14 protein-coding genes are annotated in these 17,386 nt (G+C 74.1%); 13 read left to right on the top strand and 1 reads right to left on the bottom strand.

Going from position 1 to position 17,386, the window contains the following annotated elements:
• Positions 1–14: 14 nt before the first annotated feature.
• The 3 genes from FXF65_RS27405 (at position 15) to FXF65_RS27395 (ending at position 5,758) form a co-directional block, all read left to right on the top strand.
• Positions 15–1,589, top strand: a complete 1,575-nt coding sequence (locus FXF65_RS27405) for a DAK2 domain-containing protein (protein ID WP_246199160.1) — start codon at positions 15–17, stop codon at positions 1,587–1,589.
• A gap of 45 nt (positions 1,590–1,634) precedes the next feature.
• The gene (recG, locus tag FXF65_RS27400) at positions 1,635–3,824 is read left to right on the top strand and encodes an ATP-dependent DNA helicase RecG (protein WP_148352888.1); all 2,190 of its coding nucleotides are present in this window, start codon (positions 1,635–1,637) and stop codon (positions 3,822–3,824) included.
• A gap of 161 nt (positions 3,825–3,985) precedes the next feature.
• Positions 3,986–5,758, top strand: a complete 1,773-nt coding sequence (locus FXF65_RS27395; RefSeq protein ID WP_148352887.1) for a serine/threonine protein kinase — start codon at positions 3,986–3,988, stop codon at positions 5,756–5,758.
• An 85-nt stretch (positions 5,759–5,843) separates the two neighbouring features.
• Here FXF65_RS27395 and FXF65_RS27390 read toward each other — a convergent pair whose 3' ends face one another.
• The gene (locus tag FXF65_RS27390) at positions 5,844–6,617 is read right to left on the bottom strand and encodes a hypothetical protein (RefSeq protein WP_148352886.1); all 774 of its coding nucleotides are present in this window, start codon (positions 6,615–6,617) and stop codon (positions 5,844–5,846) included.
• A gap of 215 nt (positions 6,618–6,832) precedes the next feature.
• Between FXF65_RS27390 and rsmD the strand changes: the two genes are divergently transcribed.
• The 10 genes from rsmD (at position 6,833) to smc (ending at position 17,384) form a co-directional block, all read left to right on the top strand.
• Positions 6,833–7,399, top strand: a complete 567-nt coding sequence (gene rsmD / locus FXF65_RS27385) for a 16S rRNA (guanine(966)-N(2))-methyltransferase RsmD (protein WP_148352885.1) — start codon at positions 6,833–6,835, stop codon at positions 7,397–7,399.
• A gap of 30 nt (positions 7,400–7,429) precedes the next feature.
• Entirely contained in the window at positions 7,430–8,881 is a 1,452-nt protein-coding gene (locus FXF65_RS27380) for a penicillin-binding transpeptidase domain-containing protein (protein ID WP_148352884.1), read from the top strand.
• 95 nt (positions 8,882–8,976) lie between these two features.
• Positions 8,977–9,456: a pantetheine-phosphate adenylyltransferase gene (gene coaD / locus FXF65_RS27375; RefSeq protein ID WP_148352883.1), complete on the top strand. Its 480-nt coding sequence runs from the start codon at positions 8,977–8,979 to the stop codon at positions 9,454–9,456.
• Between the two features lie 113 nt (positions 9,457–9,569).
• Entirely contained in the window at positions 9,570–10,214 is a 645-nt protein-coding gene (locus tag FXF65_RS27370) for a YceD family protein (protein ID WP_148352882.1), read from the top strand.
• A gap of 1 nt (position 10,215) precedes the next feature.
• A complete protein-coding gene (rpmF, locus tag FXF65_RS27365) occupies positions 10,216–10,395 on the top strand; it encodes a 50S ribosomal protein L32 (protein WP_148352881.1) in 180 nt (59 codons plus the stop codon).
• A gap of 345 nt (positions 10,396–10,740) precedes the next feature.
• A complete protein-coding gene (rnc, locus tag FXF65_RS27360) occupies positions 10,741–11,523 on the top strand; it encodes a ribonuclease III (RefSeq protein WP_246199157.1) in 783 nt (260 codons plus the stop codon).
• On the top strand, positions 11,516–12,439 hold the full coding sequence (gene mutM / locus FXF65_RS27355) for a bifunctional DNA-formamidopyrimidine glycosylase/DNA-(apurinic or apyrimidinic site) lyase (RefSeq protein ID WP_148352879.1): 924 nt from the start codon (positions 11,516–11,518) through the stop codon (positions 12,437–12,439). The genes rnc and mutM overlap by 8 nt, the downstream gene beginning before the upstream one ends.
• 26 nt (positions 12,440–12,465) lie before the next feature.
• A complete protein-coding gene (locus FXF65_RS27350; RefSeq protein ID WP_246199134.1) occupies positions 12,466–12,810 on the top strand; it encodes an acylphosphatase in 345 nt (114 codons plus the stop codon).
• 178 nt (positions 12,811–12,988) lie between these two features.
• Entirely contained in the window at positions 12,989–13,186 is a 198-nt protein-coding gene (locus FXF65_RS27345) for a hypothetical protein (RefSeq protein WP_148352878.1), read from the top strand.
• Between the two features lie 535 nt (positions 13,187–13,721).
• A complete protein-coding gene (smc, locus tag FXF65_RS27340) occupies positions 13,722–17,384 on the top strand; it encodes a chromosome segregation protein SMC (RefSeq protein ID WP_148352877.1) in 3,663 nt (1,220 codons plus the stop codon).
• Positions 17,385–17,386: the final 2 nt, after the last annotated feature.

The raw sequence follows: 17,386 nt of genomic DNA, 5'->3' as shown, positions 1-17,386 counted from the left end.
GGGCGTTGGGCGAGGTGCTCGACGGCGCGGCGGTGCGCCGGTGGTGCGGGCTCGCGGCGGACGCGCTCGGCCGCGTCCGGACGGAGATCGACGCGCTGAACGTGTTCCCCGTCCCGGACGGCGACACCGGCACCAACCTGCACCTGACCGTCCGCGCGGCGGCGGACGCGCTGGACGCGCTCCCGCCCGGCGCGGGCGCCCCGGACACGTGGCGGGCGCTGGCGCGGGGCGCGCTGCTCGGCGCGCGGGGCAACTCCGGGGTGATCCTCAGCCAGGTGTTCCGCGGGCTCGCCGACGTCCTCGGCCCGCTGGACGCGCCGCCCGGCGGCGCCGCGCTCTCAGCGGCGCTGGCGCACGCGTCCGCGCTGGCCAGGGGCGCGGTCGAGCATCCCGTCGAGGGCACGGTCCTGAGCGTGCTCGCCGCGTCGGCGTCCGCGGGCGCGTCCGCCGGAGCCGATCTCGCGGGCGTCTCCCGCGCCGCCGCGGGCGGCGCCCGCCGCGCGCTGCGCGCCACGACCGGTCAGCTCGACGTCCTCGCCCGCGCGGGCGTCGTGGACGCGGGCGCCGCCGGGCTCTGCGTCGTCCTCGACGCCCTCGCGGCCGTGCTCACCGACGAGTACCCGGAGCGCTACGAGGTCCCGGCCCGCGCGCCCGGCGCGAGAGCCCCGGCGCCCGCCGCGCCGTCCGGGCCCGGCTACGAGGTCATGTACCTGCTGGACGCGCCCGACGACGCCGTCCATCCGCTGCGCGAACGGCTCGACGCCCTCGGCGACTCCCTCGTCGTGGTCGGCGGGGACGGCCTGTGGAACGTCCACGTCCATGTGGACGACGCCGGAGCCGCCGTCGAGGCGGGGCTCGACGCGGGCCGTCCGCACCGGATCCGCGTCACGTACCTGCACGCCGCACCCGGCGAGCTGCACGCGCCGTGCACCGGCCGCGCGGTCGTCGCGGTGACCGCCGCCGACGGCCTCGCCGCGCTGTTCGAGGAGAGCGGCGCGCGGGTCGTCCGGCGCCCGCCGGGTACCGCGCCGCCGCTCGCGGTGCTGGCCGAGGCGATCCTCGCGGCGGGCGACGAGGTGGCCGTCCTGCCGGACGGGCCGGAGGTCCTCGCCCTGGCCGAGGCCGCCGCCGAGCGCGCCCGGGACGCGGGGGCGCGGATCGAGGTGGTGCCCGCGAAGGCGTCCGTCCAGGCGCTGGCGGCGCTCGCGGTGCACGACCCGCTGCGCCGCTTCGGCGAGGACGTGATCGAGATGACCCGCGCGGCGGGCGCGACCCGCTTCGGCCGCCTGGAGGTCGCCGCGCGGGAGGCGGTGACGAGCGTCGGGCTGTGCCGGCGGGGCGACGTCCTCGGGCTGATCGAGGGCGACGTCGCGACGATCGGCGCGGACGTCGCGGAGGTGGCCCGGCGCGTCCTCGACCGGATGCTGTCCGGCGGCGGGGAACTGGTCACGCTGATCACCGGGCGGGACGCGCCGCCCGGCCTCGCCGCCGTCCTCGAAGAGCATCTGCGCGCCGTCCATCCCGACGTGGAGGCGGGGGTCTACGACGGCGGCCAGGAGAAATACCCGCTCCTCGTCGGCGTGGAATAGGGCGTCGAGTGATACGCGCCGCCGCTTTGGGCTAGAAAAGACTGCGTGGCGAACCTCGACGAGCCGTTGCGCGACGTCCTCGGCGACAAGACGGCCAAGGCCCTGGACAAGGGCCTCGACCTGCGCACCGTCGGCGACCTCCTGCACCACTACCCGCGCCGTTACGCGCACCGCGGCGAGCTGACCCAGCTCAGCGGCCTGGAGGACGGTGAGCACGTCACCGTCATGGCGGAGGTCGTGAAGGTGCAGGGCCGCAGCCTCAACCGCAGCCCCGGCTACGTCCTGGAGATCACCGTCACGGACGGGACGGGCGAGCTCAAGCTGAGCTTCTTCGGCCGCAAGGGGTCCTACCGCCCGGAGAAGGACCTGTCGCCCGGCACCCGCGGCCTGTTCGCCGGGAAGATCAGCACCTACCGGCCGCGCAGCGGGCGCCCGGTGCGCCAGCTCGCCCACCCGCAGTACAAGGTCGTCCACGAGACGACCGCCGAGGAGGCCGCGCAGGAGTGGGCGGACGAGATCATCCCGATCTACCCGTCCACGAAGACGCTCCCGATCGAGACGATCGGGACGTCCGTCGGCATGGTCCTCGACCAGCTGACCCTGCCCGCCGACCCGATGCCCGGCGCGCTGCTGCGCCGCCGCACCCTGATCGGCCTGCGCGAGGCGTACGAGGGCATCCACCGCCCGCGAAGTTGGGACGAGCTCGGCCGCGCCAAGGCCCGCCTCAAATGGGACGAGGCGTTCGTCGTCCAGGTCGCGCTCGCCCAGCGCCGCCTCGCCGCCGCCGCGCTCCCGGCCACCCCGCGCCCCCCGTCCTTCGGCGGACTCCTGGCCGAGTTCGACGCCCGCCTCCCGTTCGAGCTGACCAAGGGCCAGCGCCAGGTGGGCGACGAGATCGCCGCCGACCTGGCCGTCGAACACCCCATGCACCGCCTCCTCCAAGGCGACGTGGGCGCCGGTAAGACCGTGGTCGCGTTGCGGGCGATGCTCCAGGTCGTGGACGGCGGCGGGCAGGCGGCGCTGCTCGCGCCGACCGAGGTGCTCGCGCAGCAGCACTACCGGTCGATCACCGGCATGCTCGGCGACCTCGCCGAGGCCGGGCAGATCGGCGGCGCCGAGAACGCGACGCGGGTCGCGCTGCTCACCGGGTCGCTGGGCGCGAAGGCGCGCAAGGCCGCCCTGCTGGACGCGGCGTCCGGCGCGGCGGGCATCGTCGTCGGCACGCACGCGCTGCTGCAGGAGACCGTCCAGTTCGCCGACCTCGGCCTCGTCGTCGTGGACGAGCAGCACCGCTTCGGCGTCGAGCAGCGGGACGCGCTGCGCGAGAAGACCGGCGGCGGGCGGCCGCACGTCCTCGTCATGACGGCGACGCCGATCCCGCGCACGGTGGCGATGACGGTGTTCGGCGACCTGGAGACGTCCGTCCTCGGGCAGCTCCCGGCGGGCCGGTCGGAGATCCAGACGCACGTGGTGCCGCCGGAGAAGCCCGCGTTCCTCGCCCGCACCTGGGAGCGCATCAAGGAGGAGGCCGCGCAGGGCCGCCAGATCTACATCGTCTGCCCGCGCATCGGCGAGCAGGAGGGCGACGAGGGCGACGCCGTCGCGGCGGACGAGGAGGGCCGCCGCTCCCCGCTCGGGATCATGGAGGTGCTGCCGAAGCTGGAGGAGCTGCTCGACGGGCTGCGGATCGGCGTCCTGCATGGCAAGCTGCATCCCGACGAGAAGGACTCGGTGATGCGCCGCTTCACCGACCGCGACCTGGACGTCCTGCTCGCCACCACGGTCATCGAGGTCGGCGTGGACGTCCCGAACGCCACCGTCATGGTCATCATGGACGCCGACCGGTTCGGCGTCTCCCAGCTCCACCAGCTCCGCGGCCGGGTGGGACGCGGCACCCTCCCCGGGCTGTGCCTCCTCGTCACCGACGCCGAGCCCGGCGGCAAGTCGCGCGAGCGGCTCGCGGCGGTCGCGTCCACGACGGACGGCTTCGCCCTGTCCCGGCTCGACCTGGAGCAGCGTCGCGAGGGGGACGTGCTCGGCGCGGCGCAGGCGGGCCGCACGTCCAGCCTCCGCCTGCTCACCCTCCAGAAGGACGAGGACGTCATCCGCGACGCCCGCGACGAGGCGACCGCGCTGGTCGAGTCCGATCCCGACCTCGCGGACCATCCGGGCCTGGCGACCGTCCTCGCGTCCCTCCTGGACGAGGAGCGCGCCGACTTCCTCGAAAAGACCTGACGCTGAAAAGACCTGACGCTGAAAAGACCTGGCGTCCGACGCCGAAGTGACGCGTGCGGAAGGTTCTCTGGGGCGTTCCCCCCGTTGGATACTGAGAACACACGGTTGGTCACAGACGTCTGACATGTAGCGCGGGTTCGCATGCGACGGAGGAGCTCCCAATGACGGCGGTCGGCCCCCTGCTGCCCAACGACCCGGCCAGGCTGGGGCGGTACGAGCTGGTCGGACGGATCGGCGAGGGCGGGCAGAGCATCGTCTTCCTGGGACGCCACGAGGACGACGGCCGCCGCGCGGCGGTGAAGCTGCTGCGCGACAGGTTCGTCCGCGACCCGGAGTGGCGGGCGCGGTTCGAGCGCGAGCTGGCGATGATCGGACGGGTCGCGGGGTTCTGCACGGCGCAGGTCGTGGACGCCGACATCTCCGGCGACCTGCCGTACGTCGTCAGCGAGTACGTGCCGGGACCGTCGCTGAGCGGCCTCGTCAACGACGAGGGCCCGCGCACCGGGACGAACCTCGACCGCCTCGCGATCGGCACGGTGACGGCGCTCGCGGCGATCCACCGGGCGGGCATCCTGCACCGCGACTTCAAGCCGTCCAACGTGCTGATGGGGCCGGACGGCCCGCGCGTCATCGACTTCGGCATCGCGCGGGTGCTCGGCACGGCGGCGAAGAAGGGCAGCGGGGTGGTCGGGACGCCGTCCTACATGGCGCCCGAGCAGGTCACCAACACCGACCTCGGGACGGGCGTCGACCTGTTCACGTGGGCGGCGACGATGCTGTTCGCGGCGACCGGGCGGCACCCGTTCGGCAACGACACGATCTCCGCCGTGTTCCACCGGATCCTGAACTACGAGCCCGACCTGTCGGCGCTGCCGGACTCGCTGCGCGGCGTCGTCGCGTCGTGCCTGGCGAAGGACCCGGCGCGGCGGCCGGAGGCGCAGCACGTGCTGCTGCGGCTGATCAGCGGCGACGTCCCGGACGACCTGCCGGTCCAGGACACGCTCAGCACGGGCGCCCATCTCGCCGGGGACCCGCGCACGCCGCCGAACCCGCCGACCGTGGGCCGTCCCGGCTCGCTGATGGGGACGGACTCGGGCGGCACGGTCCCGCCGTACCAGCCGCCGACCGGCCCGCCGCCGCGCGGGCGGCGGGGCCTCGGGTTCGCCGCCGCCGGGGTCGCGCTGCTGGTCGCGGCGGCCGTCGGCGCGACGGCGTGGGCGCTGCTGTCGGACGGCTCGGGGGAGAAGCCCGCGACGGCCGACACCGGCCCGGCCGCGCCGCCCGCCGCGGCGGCGGAGGCGGTCGCCCCGGCCGCGCACGCGATCAAGGCGGTGCTGAGCCTCGACCACGCGACGCTCGACCGGGACGTCGCGGCGGCGCACCGCGCGTCCACGCCCCGGTACGGGACGGAGTACGACCGCCAGCTCGCGACCCGCGACTACCGCGAGCAGTTGAAGGAGAAGAAGGGCTCGGTCGCGACGGAGGTCGTCGACTCGGCGGTGGTGACGGCGGCGCCGGGCAGGGTGACCGTCCTCGCGTACGTGAAGCGGACGGTCCGCGCCGAGAACGCCGACCCGATCCGCCTCCAGGACCCGATGCGCGCGACGATGGTCAAGCAGGGGGCGGGCTGGCTGCTGGACAGCCTGTTCTCGCTGAAGGCGGGCTCGTCCCGCGCCGACACGGCGGGCGCGCAGTGGCCGGGGACGGCGGCGCACGGCGTGCTGGACGCGGTGACCCGCGACCCGTCCGTCGCGGCGGGCACGCCGGTGGAGATCGGCCTCCGCGCGGGCGGCCCGGCCGACCGGGTGACGGCGCTGGTGACGCTCGGCGTCTGCAAGGGCGGCTGCACGGACGCCGACCGGGTCGCCTTCCGGCGGCTCGGGCTCCAGCGCGCGGGCGGCGGCTGGAAGGTCGTCAGCTCGGAATCCCTCTAGACGCCGAATCCCTCTGGACGCCGGGGCCCTCAGACGCCGAGAGGGCGCCTCCCCGGCGGAGAGGCGCCCTTCTCAGGAGGACCGGTCAGGACTCGCGGACGGCGCGCCGCCGCGTCGCGGCGACCGCCGCGCCGCCCGCCGCGACGGCGGCGATGCCGAGCGCCAGCAGCGGCAGCGAGTCGGCGCCGGTGAACGGCAGCCCCTTCGGCGGGGTGATCTCGGCGGCCACGGCGCCCGCGCCCATCCCCGGGGTGGACGGCAGCTCGGGGAGCAGCGGCGAGGACGGCGGTCCGGGCGACGCGGGCGTGCCCGGCGGGGGAGTGTCCGGCGGGGTCGGCGGCGACGGCGGGACGGGGGGAGTCGGCGGGGTGGGCGGCGTCGGGGCGGCGCAGCCGCCGACGCAGGCGTGCACCGACAGGTTCGCCTTCAGCGGCGTCGCGCTCCCCGGGGACAGCGACGCGCCCGCCCCGGCGCCCACGTTCAGGAGCTGCGGGTTTCCGGCGGCGAGCGTCCGCTGCCCGCCGCCCACCGGGGTCGACGCACCGGCGTCGGCGCGCGCGCCCGCCCGCACGCCGCTGGGCCCGGCCGACGCCCGCGTCTTGAGCCGGACGTCCGCGCCGACCACCGGCGTGTTCACCCCGACGCCGAGGTAGAGCCCCGCGGTCGTGGTGTGCGTCCGCTTGTCGTGCTTCACCGGCGCGTCCAGACGGAGGCCGAGAAGCGGCGCCGAGGTCGTCGAGGGGTGCGCGGTCCGCTTGGCGAGGGGCTGGGAGGTCTCGGCGTGCGACACGCCGCTCATGGCCGCGATGCCGAGAACCGCCGCCCCCGCCGTCACCGCCAGTCTCCTACCGTTATGCACAGAGTTCTCCTGAGGGGTTGGGTTGCACAACCTGCGAGCACGTTTACACGTCCCGTAGTCGTTGTGAACAGCGATCGGGCCATTTGGGCGCAGGTTCACAAGAGACCGGCGTCCAAGTTGTGGATCTTTTGGGAAAACGCCCGTTATCGGGGGTGCGGGGGCGTCCGTTCCGGGTCTCGGACGCGGCGCCGCCGCGCCGCCCCGATACTGGGGGGATGACCAGGGTCATCGCGGGCAGCGCGGGCGGACGGCGGCTCGACGTCCCGCCGGGACGCGACACCAGGCCGACCAGCGACCGCGCCAGGGAAGGGCTGTTCGGCACCGTCCTCGCCCTCCTCGGACCGCTGGACGGCCTGCGCGTCGCCGACCTGTACGCGGGGTCCGGCGCGGTCGGGCTCGAGTGCCTCTCCAGGGGCGCGGCGCACGCCCTGCTCGTCGAGTCGCATCCGCGCGCGATGGCGGTGATCAGGCGGAACGCGGCGGCGCTCGGGCTGCCGGGCGCCGCCCCCTGCGCGGACAAGGTGGAGCGCCTGGTGAGGCGCCCGCCGCACGAGCCGTACGACCTGGTCTTCGCCGACCCTCCCTACGCGCTCGCGGACGAGGCCGTCACCGCCCTCCTGGAAGACCTTCGCGACAACGCCTGGACCGCGCCGGACGCGTTGGTCGTCGTGGAACGCGCGGCCCGCGGCCGATCGTTGTCATGGCCGGACGGATACGAAGCCGAACGGGAGCGGCGTTACGGAGAGGCGGTGTTCTGGTACGGGCGCGCGATCGGCCGTTGAGGAAGGCGGCTTCCGGGTAGGTGCCCCGCCATGAGGCCCGGCATCGACCGTGCCGTTGGGCGTACCTGGATCGTCGCGCTCGTGATGGCCGGCGCGCTCATGGCCAACATCACCTACGTGCAGGGGTTCGAGGCGCAGGACCTCCGCGACGACCCCCTCAACGCCCGCCAGTTCGAGGACCGCTTCAAGATCGACCGCGGCCCGATCGTCGCGGACGGCGAGCGCCTCGCCTGGTCGGACAAGGTCGGCGGCGACCGCTACCAGCGCCGCTACAAGGACGGCCCGGTGTTCGCGCCCGTCACCGGCTACTTCTCCGTGTTCGCCCAGACGGGCCTTGAGGACGCCGAGAACCACTTCCTGGACGGAACCGACGCCCGCCTCGCCACGACCGACCTCGTCGACCGGCTCATCGGCAAGCACGTCCCCGGCGGGACGGTCGAGTCCACCGTCGACGTGAAGGCGCAGCGGGCGGCCTACGACGCGCTGAGCGGCGCGGGCGCCCGGCGCGCGGCGGCGGTCGTGCTCGACGCGAGGACGGGCGCGATCAAGGTCATGGCCTCGACGCCGTCCTACGACCCGGACGAGGTGTCCACGCTCGACCGGCAGAAGGCCGTCAAGGCGTTCGACCGGCTCGGCGACCAGCCGCTGAAGCCGCTGCTCAACAAGGCGGCGAACGAGCTGTTCCCGCCCGGCTCCACGTTCAAGACCATCGTCGCGGCGTCCGCGCTGCGGGCGGGAGCGAGCGAGAACACGCAGGTCAGGGCCGGACGCAGCTACAAGCCGCCGCGCGCCGGGCAGGCGATCGCCAACGACGCGGGCGACATCGGCGGGTCCTGCGACCTGCCCCGGATCCCGCTCGCCGAGGCGTACGCGCAGTCGTGCAACACCACGTTCGCCTTCATGGGCGCGGAGAAGCCCGGCAACGACGGCGTCCGCGAGGCGGCGTCCCGGTTCGGGTTCGGCGACCGGATCGGGTACGCGCCCGGCCTGCGCGGCGTCGCCAGCTCGTTCCCCGAGACCGGCGAGCCGTCGCTCAGCGCGCTCGGCTCCATCGGGCAGGGCAGCACGGTCGCGTCGCCGCTGCAGATGGCGCTGGTCGCGGCCGGGATCCTCAACGACGGCGTCGTGATGAAGCCGCGCCTGGTCGACAGGCTGCGCGCCGCGAACGGCCGGACGGTCGAGAAGTTCTCGCCCGGCGAGCTGTCCGAGGCGATGAGCGCCGACCAGGCGAGGCAGATGCGCGACATGATGCGGGCCGTCGTCGAGCGCGGCACCGGGAAGTCGCTCAAGAAGACGTCGGTCCTCGGCGGCAAGACCGGGACCGCCGACATCGAGGGCGCGTCCTACAACGACCGCTGGTTCATCGGGTTCGGCCCGCGCTCGGACCCGAAGTACGCCGTCGCGGTGCTGACCGAGGCGCCCGGGTACGGCATCGAGTCGGGGCCGATCGCCGCCGAGATCATCGACGCGCTCGGCCGGTGAGGGGAGCGACCCGAGGGCCCGGGTGGCAGCGGGCCGAACGCGATTTGGTACGTTCGCGCCGCAGGTCAGAAACCGGGACCGAAGGGGTTCGCGCCGTGCGCCGTGTCGTCTGTCCGGGATCGTTCGACCCCGTCACCAACGGCCATCTCGACATCATCAGCCGCGCCTCCCGCCTCTATGACGAGGTGGTCGTCGCCGTGCTGATCAACAAGAACAAGAAGAGCCTGTTCACCGTGGACGAGCGCGCCGACATGATCGCCGAGGTCACGGAGGAGTACGGCAACATCAAGGTCGACAAGTTCTACGGCCTCACCGTCGACTACTGCCGCGAGCAGAACATCCCGGTGATCGTCCGTGGGCTGCGGGCCGTCAGCGACTACGAGTACGAGCTCCAGATGGCCCAGATGAACCACCGCATCGCGGGCGTGGAGACGCTCTTCATGGCGACGAACCCCGAGTACGCGTTCCTGTCGTCGAGCCTGATGAAAGAGGTCGTGAAGTTCGGGGGGGACATCTCCGGGCTCGTCCCGGACGTCGTCCACGAGCGGCTCGTGAAGCGCCTCCAGGAGGACTGACCCGGCGCGGCCGCGCGGCGGTCCCCGCCCCTGGTCGGACGGCCGCGAGTTGGGACCTCGCCCGGGTCTTCGGTACCCTGGGACATCGGCCATCAGTCACGGCCGTCATTCTCATGCCGCACGAAAGCAGGAATCCGCTGACACGCCTCGACCCCAACGCCCCTCTCGTGCTCGACACCCGAGCTCTGGGCAGGCAACCCGGGTCGTCGCGGGAGGAGAACCTGTCCGTTCCGGCACCGGAGGATTTCGGCGTCGAGATGGTGGGCGTCCCGGCGGGCGCCGCGATCGAGCTGGACATCCGGTTCGAGGCGGTTCTCGAAGGGGTGCTCGTCACCGGCACCGCGACGGTCCCCCTTGAGGGGGAGTGCGCGCGCTGCCTCGACCCGATCGCCTCGACCTTCGAGGCGGACTTCCAGGAGCTCTTCGTCTACGACGACACCCGCTCAGGCGGGAACGCCGGAGACGACGAACTCCGCCTCGAGGGCGACCTGATCGACCTCGAACCCGTCCTGCGGGACGCGGTGGTCCTCGCGCTGCCGCTGTCCCCGCTGTGCCGGGACGACTGCCCGGGCCTCTGCCCGGACTGCGGTGCACGGCTGGCCGACCAGCCGGACCACCGCCACGACGACGCCGTCGACCCCCGGTGGGCGGCGCTGCAGGGCCTCGAGGGCGACACGCCCGCGGGGTCCGACCGGGGGAACGGGAGCAACGGCTCCCGCGGAACAGCCGACCGACGAGAACGAAGGCAGGAGGGCTGACGTGGCCGTCCCGAAGCGGAAGAAGTCGCGCAGCAACACGCGGCACCGGCGCTCGCAGTGGAAGGCATCGGCGCCGACGCTGGTCGAGTGCCCGACGTGCCGCGACCAGAAGCTGCCGCACACCGCGTGCGCGACGTGCGGAACCTACGACCGGCGGCAGGTCATCGCCCCGTCGTCCTGAGTCTTCTCGCATCCGGGGGTGGATCCGCGCACGGCGCGGCCGCCCCCGATGCGGCAGGACGGGCACCCGACCACCCCGGCGCGACGTCGGCGTGGTGACCGGCGCGGGAACGAGCAGCGGTCCACCGCGGCTCACAGCGCCCGGAGCCGTGGTGCACGCCGGGATCAGCCGACCGGCGCGCACCTCGTCTTCGCGGACAACCCCTCCCCGCCGTGCGTCCTCGCCGTCCCGGCCCGACGGCCGCGCGCCGCAGACGCGCGTCCGCGCACTGCGCGGCGCAGCCCGTGAGGAGGGCTTGTGAGCGGCAAGAAGAACGACCCGGCGCCGGAACGTGCCGAACTGACCATGGCACTCGGCGTGGAAGTGGGCGCCGACCTGCTCGAACGGGCGCTGACGCACCGTTCGTACGCCTACGAGAACGGCGGCCTGCCCACCAACGAGCGCCTGGAGTTCCTCGGCGACTCGGTGCTCGGGCTCGTCGTCACCGACACCCTGTTCCGCGGCCATCCCGACCTGCCCGAGGGGCAGCTCGCCAAGCTGCGCGCCGCCGTCGTCAACATGCGGGCGCTCGCGGGCGTCGCGCGCGGCCTCGGCGTCGGCGCGCACATCCGGCTCGGCCGCGGCGAGGAGGGCACCGGCGGGCGCGACAAGGCGTCCATACTCGCCGACACGCTGGAGGCGCTGATCGGCGCCGTCTACCTCGACCGGGGGCTGGACGAGGCGTCCGCCCTCGTCCACCGGCTGTTCGACGCGCTGATCACCCGGTCGGCGAGCCTCGGCGCCGGGCTCGACTGGAAGACCTCGCTGCAGGAGCTCACCGCCGTCGAGGAGCTCGGCGTCCCCGAGTACCACGTCGCCGAGAGCGGCCCCGACCACCAGAAGACGTTCCGCGCGTCGGTGCGGGTCGGCGGGCAGGCCTACGGGTCCGGCGAGGGGCGCAGCAAGAAGGAGGCCGAGCAGCACGCCGCCGAGGCCGCCTGGAACGAGATCCGCGCGCTCGTCGTGCGGCGGGAGGCGGCGCAGGACGGCGCGGCCCCCGCGGCGGCGCCGGTCGACGGCCGCGAGCCCGCGGGCCAGGAGCAGGCGGGCCAGGAGCAGGCCGGGCAGGCGGCCCAGGCCGGTGCCTGAGCTGCCCGAGGTCGAGGTCGTCCGGCGCGGCCTCGAACGCTGGACGGCCGGCCGCGCGATCGCGTCCGCCGAGGTGCTGCACCCGCGCGCGGTGCGCCGCCACGAGGCCGGGCCCGCCGACTTCGCGGGCCGGCTCGCCGGGCGCACCGTGCTGACCCCGCGCCGCCGCGGCAAGTACATGTGGCTGCCGCTCCGCGCCGACGACGGCGCTGCCGGCGGGTCCGCCGACGGTGAACCCGGTGAGGCGCTGCTCGCCCATCTCGGGATGAGCGGGCAGCTCCTCGTCGGCGAGCCGGACCGCGAGCGCGAGAAGCACCTGCGGGTCCGGGTCGAGTTCGGCGACGGCGGCCACGACCTGCGCTTCGTCGACCAGCGGACGTTCGGGCACCTGATGGTCGCCGACCTCGTCCCGGACGCGGTCGGCGGCCCGGACGGCCCGGGGCTCGTCCCGGAGCCGATCGCGCACATCGCCGCCGACCCGCTGGAGAAGGGCTTCGACCCGGACGCGTTCTACGGCGCCCTGCGCCGCCGCAAGACCGGGATCAAGCGGGCCCTGCTCGACCAATCGTTGATCAGCGGCGTCGGCAACATCTACGCCGACGAGGCCCTGTGGCGCGCCAGGCTGCACTGGGCGCGCCCGACCGAGACGATGTCCCGGGCGGAGGCGGCGCGCGTTCTGGCGGCCGCTCAGGACGTCATGGGCGCGGCCCTCGCGGTCGGCGGCACGTCCTTCGACAGCCTCTACGTGAACGTGAACGGCGAGAGCGGCTACTTCGAGCGCTCCCTCGACGCCTACGGGCGGCGGGACGAGCCGTGCCGCCGCTGCGGGACGCCGATCCGCCGCGACGAGTTCATGAACCGCTCGTCCTACAGCTGCCCGACGTGCCAGCCCCGGCCCCGGCGGGCACGGTACTAGGCACGGCGTGGACGGACGGTGAACCGATGAGCGGACCGGGGGACCCCATGGACGCGGACAGTGACGGCGGCGACGAGATCGTGCGGCTCACCGCCTGGGTGCGCGGCCGCGTGCAGGGCGTCGGGTTCCGCTGGTGGGTGCGGGCGCGGGCGCTGGAACTCGGCCTCGCGGGCAGCGCCACCAACCTGTCCGACGGGCGCGTCGAGGTCGTCGCGGAGGGGCCGCGGGAGCGGTGCCGCCGCCTCCTCGACCTGCTGACCGGGGACGACTCCGGAGGCGACGCGCTGACGGCCCGGCCAGGGAAGGTCACCGGTGTCGCCGAGCGCTGGAGCGGGGCTCGCGGCGAGGCCGCGGGTTTCGTGGAGCGCTGACCGGGTAGGGAGTTCTGGTTTATACCTGCTAAACTAGTAGAGGAAGGTTGTTACCGGCCTGTGATGTGCGTCTTGACCAGGACAGCGGCCGGTGCGACTCTAGACGATACGCGCACCGACTTCGATTGATTCTCGTGCGCGATCCCTGCTGGTTACTCAGCGTGGAGGACCCTTAGTCATGGCGAAGGCTCTACTCGGCCACGTCGGCGGTCCCGACCCCCGGATGGTCGCGGAGATGCGGCGCCTGCAGCGGCGCGTACGTGACCTGGAGGCCGAGCTCGTACGGCTCCAGGCGGAGAACGACGCGCTTGCGACGGCGGCGGACGACGATGTGATGTCGCTCGCGGTAAAGGACCGTGAACCGGCGCTGACCTGATCGGCGCCTGAAATCCCAGTGTGAACAGGGACGCCGCGACGTGGCGTCCCTTTGTTTTGTCGAGGGGGGCGACCCCCCTGACCCCCCGCGCGACGCAGGCGATCCTCACGACGCCGTGGCGGCTTCTTGTGCCTGTCGCGGTTTGTGAGGCGTCGCTGCGGTCGCCTGCGTCGGCGGCTCGCGCGGCCTCCGGCGCTGGGGCGCCTCCGGCCGCGCGAGCCGTGGGCCCCGGTTCGGGGCTCCGTTCACGACGGGCGTTGTGGCTGGTTCCTCGGATCGGCGTTGTTGCTGGTCGGGGGCCTTTGAATGGCTCCAAGTGGGGACGGTCGCCATTTCTGTGCACCGGGTCCTGAGGGGCGCTCGGCGGGTCATGATTTGGGCAAGGTTCGGGCCGCGTTTGGTTTATGGCGCTCTGGTGTTTTTGTGCCGTTCTGGGGCTCGGGCGTGACCTTGCTTGGGCTGCGTGACGGTCCCCGCGGGGCATCGGCCGGTATCGTGCGTCGGACGGTGTCGAGGAGGAGGGGGCTGCTAGCGCGTGTATCTGAAGAACCTGACGTTGCGCGGCTTCAAGTCCTTCGCGTCCTCCACGACGCTGAAGTTCGAGCCGGGGATCACCGCGGTCGTCGGGCCCAACGGGTCGGGCAAGTCCAACGTGGTCGACGCGCTGGCCTGGGTGATGGGCGAGCAGGGCGCCAAGTCGCTGCGCGGCGGGAAGATGGAGGACGTCATCTTCGCCGGCACCGCCAGCCGGGCGCCGCTCGGCCGCGCCGAGGTCGTGCTGACGATCGACAACGCCGACGGCGCGCTGCCGATCGACTACACCGAGGTCACGATCAGCCGGCTGATGTTCCGGTCCGGGTCCAGCGAGTACGCCATCAACGGCGACCCGTGCCGGCTGCTCGACATCCAGGAGCTGCTGTCGGACTCCGGCATCGGCCGCGAGATGCACGTGATCATCGGGCAGGGGCAGCTCGACCGCGTCCTGCACGCGGGGCCCGAGGGACGGCGCGCGGTGATCGAGGAGGCGGCGGGCGTCCTCAAGCACCGCAAGCGCAAGGAGAAGGCGCTCCGCAAGCTCGACGCCATGCAGGGCAACCTGACCCGCGTCCAGGACCTCACGGGCGAGCTGCGGCGGCAGCTCAAGCCGCTCGGCAAGCAGGCCGAGATCGCGCGCCGTGCCGCCGTCATCCAGGCCGACCTGCGGGACGCGCGGCTCAGGCTGCTGGCCGACGACCTCATCACGCTGCGGACGAAGCTCGAACAGGAGGCCGCCGACGAGGCCGCGATCCGGGAGCGCCGCACCGAGACGGAGCGGGCGCTCGCCGGGGCGCAGGAGCGCGAGGGCGTCCTGGAGGCCGAGGAGGCCGCCGACGCGCCGAGGCTCGCCCAGGTGCAGGACACCTGGTTCCGGCTGTCCGCGCTCAAGGAGCGGCTGCGGGGCGTCGCCGACCTCGCGGAGGAGCGGCACCGCAACGCCGCCGAGGCGCGCGAGGACGAGCGGCGCGGCCGCGACCCCGAGGACATGGAGCGCGAGGCCGCCGAGATCCGCGAGCAGGAGGACATGCTCCGCGCCGCGCTCGACGAGGCCCAGGACGCCCTGACCGGCGCGGTCGACCAGCGGACGGCCGCCGAGGACGCGCTCGCCGCCGAGGAGCGCAGGCTGCAGGCCGCCGCCCGCGCCGCCGCCGACCGGCGCGAGGAGCTGGCGCGGCTGCGCGGCCGCGTCGAGGCGCTGCGCAGCAAGGCGCAGGCCGGGCGGTCCGAGATCGGACGGCTCGCCGACGCCCGCGAGGAGGCCGAGCAGCGGGCCGGGACCGCGCAGGCCGAGTTCGAGGCGTTCGAGGCCGACGTCGTCGAGGACCCGGCGCTCGCCGCCGAGCACGAGGCCGCGCAGGAGGCGCTCGCCACCGCCAAGGACGCCGCCGAGGCCGCGCGGGCGGCCGTCGACGGCCCGCGCCGCGCGCTCAAGGAGGCCCGCGCGGCGGTCGGCGCGGCCCGTTCCGCCGACCAGGCCGCGCAGAAGAAGGTCACCGCGCTCCAGGCGCGGATCGAGGCGCTGAACCTCACGCTCGCCAGTGCCGCGGACGGCGGCGAGGCGCTGTTGTCGGCGGGCTCCGACGGCTCGCTTGAGGGCGTGATCGGCACCGTTGCCTCGCTGTTGAACGTCCGGGCCGGATACGAGACCGCCGTTGCGGCTGCGTTGGGGAACGCGGCCGAGGCCATCGCCGTCGGGTCGCTCGGGACGGCTGAGGCCGCCTTGGCGCTGCTGCGGTCACGGGACGCGGGACGTGCCGGGTTGCTGGTCGGGGGAGGGCCCGTCGCGGACGGGCGGCGGATTCCGGGTGTCGACTACGCGGTCGACGCGGTGAATGTCCCGGAAGTCGTGCGTCCTGCGGTTCAGCATCTCTTGGGCGATGTGGCCGTGGTGGAGGATCTGTCCGCCGCGGCCGCTCTCGTCCGGCGGGAGCCGTCATTGCGGGCCGTCACGCGGGACGGTGAACTCGTCGGGGCGCACTGGGCCCAGGGCGGGGCCTCCGGTGGCGCGCAGGGCCTGCTGCAGATGCGCGCGACGCTCGACGAGGCCACCGAGGATCTCGCCGCGGCCGAGACCTCCGCCCTGGCGGCCGGGGACGAGCTGACCGGCGCGCTGGAGCGCGAGCAGTCCGGGCAGGCGGCGGTGGAGGCCGCCGAGGTCGCCGCGACCGAGGCGCAGGCGGGCGTCAACGCGACGCAGTCCGAGCTCGACCGCGTCCGCGCCCGGCTGCGCGAGTTCGACGCGCAGGCCGCGCAGGAGGCCAAGCGCGCCGCCCGCCTGGAGGCCGACGCCCGCGCCGCGCGGGGCGAGGCGGAGCGGCTGACCAAGTCGCTCGACGCGGCCAACGAGTCCCTGGAGCGCGACACCGAGGCGGCCGAGGAGCTGGCCCTGCGGCTCGCCGAGTCGGAGGAGGCCGCGGAGGTCGCCGACGAGGCCGGGCACGACACCGAGGCCCGCGACGAGCTGAACGCCCGCTGCCAGGAGCTCCGCGGCGTCGAGATGGAGGCGCGGCTCTCCGTCCGCACGGCGGAGGAGCGCGTCCAGGCGATCGCGGGACGCGCCGACGCCCTCGAACGCGGCGCGCACCGCGAGCGGGAGGAGCGGTCGCGGGCCGCCGAGCGCCGGGCCCGCCGCGAACGGCAGGCCCGCGTCGCGAAGGCCGTCCTGCGCGGCGCGCGGACCGCCCTGGAGCGCATCGACCTGTCCCTCGCCGCGGCCGTCCGCCGCAGGGAGACCGCCGAGCAGGGGAAGGCCGCCCGCGAGGCGGAGCTGAAGGTCGTCCGGACGCAGGTTCGCGAGCTGTCCGGCACCCTCGAACGGCTGGTCAACGTCGTGCACGGCAACGAGGTCGCGCGGGCCGAGCAGCGGCTCCGGCTGGAGCAGTACGAACAGCGGGCCCTGGAGGAGTTCGGCCTTGAGGTCGAGTCGCTCGTCTCCGAGTACGGGCCCGACCAGCCCGTCCCGCCCGACCCGGACAAGGGCGAGGACGCGCTGCCCGCCCCGTACGACAGGACGGTGCAGGAGAAGCGCGCGAAGACCGCCGAGCGTCAGCTCAACCAGCTCGGCAAGGTCAACCCGCTGGCCCTGGAGGAGTTCGCGGCGCTGGAGGAGCGGCACGCGTTCCTCACGTCCCAGCTCGAAGACCTGAAGAAGACCCAGCGGGAGCTGCTCGGCCTCGTCAAGGAGGTGGACGAGCGCGTCCAGCAGGTGTTCGCCGCCGCCTACGACGACACCGCGCGCGAGTTCGAGCGGATCTTCGCCCGGCTGTTCCCCGGCGGCGAGGGCAGCCTGTCGCTGACCGAGCCCGGCGACATGCTCGCCACCGGCGTCGAGGTCGCCGCCCGCCCGCCCGGCAAGAAGGTCAAGCGGCTGTCGCTGCTGTCCGGCGGCGAGCGGTCGCTCGTCGCGATCGCGTTCCTCGTCGCCGTGTTCAAGGCGCGGCCGTCGCCGTTCTACGTCCTGGACGAGGTCGAGGCCGCGCTCGACGACACCAACACGCAGCGGCTCATCACCGTGTTCGAGGAGCTGCGCGAGTCGTCCCAGCTCATCGTGATCACGCACCAGAAGCGGACCATGGAGGGCGCCGACGCGCTCTACGGCGTCAGCATGCGCGGCGACGGCGTCACCCAGGTCGTCAGCCAGCGGCTCCGCGACCACGTCTGACC

The sequence above is a fragment of the Actinomadura syzygii genome (assembly GCF_008085905.1).
In the GTDB taxonomy this organism is placed as follows: Bacteria; Actinomycetota; Actinomycetes; order Streptosporangiales; family Streptosporangiaceae; genus Spirillospora; species Spirillospora syzygii.
This window is presented reverse-complemented; position numbering and strand designations above follow the sequence as displayed.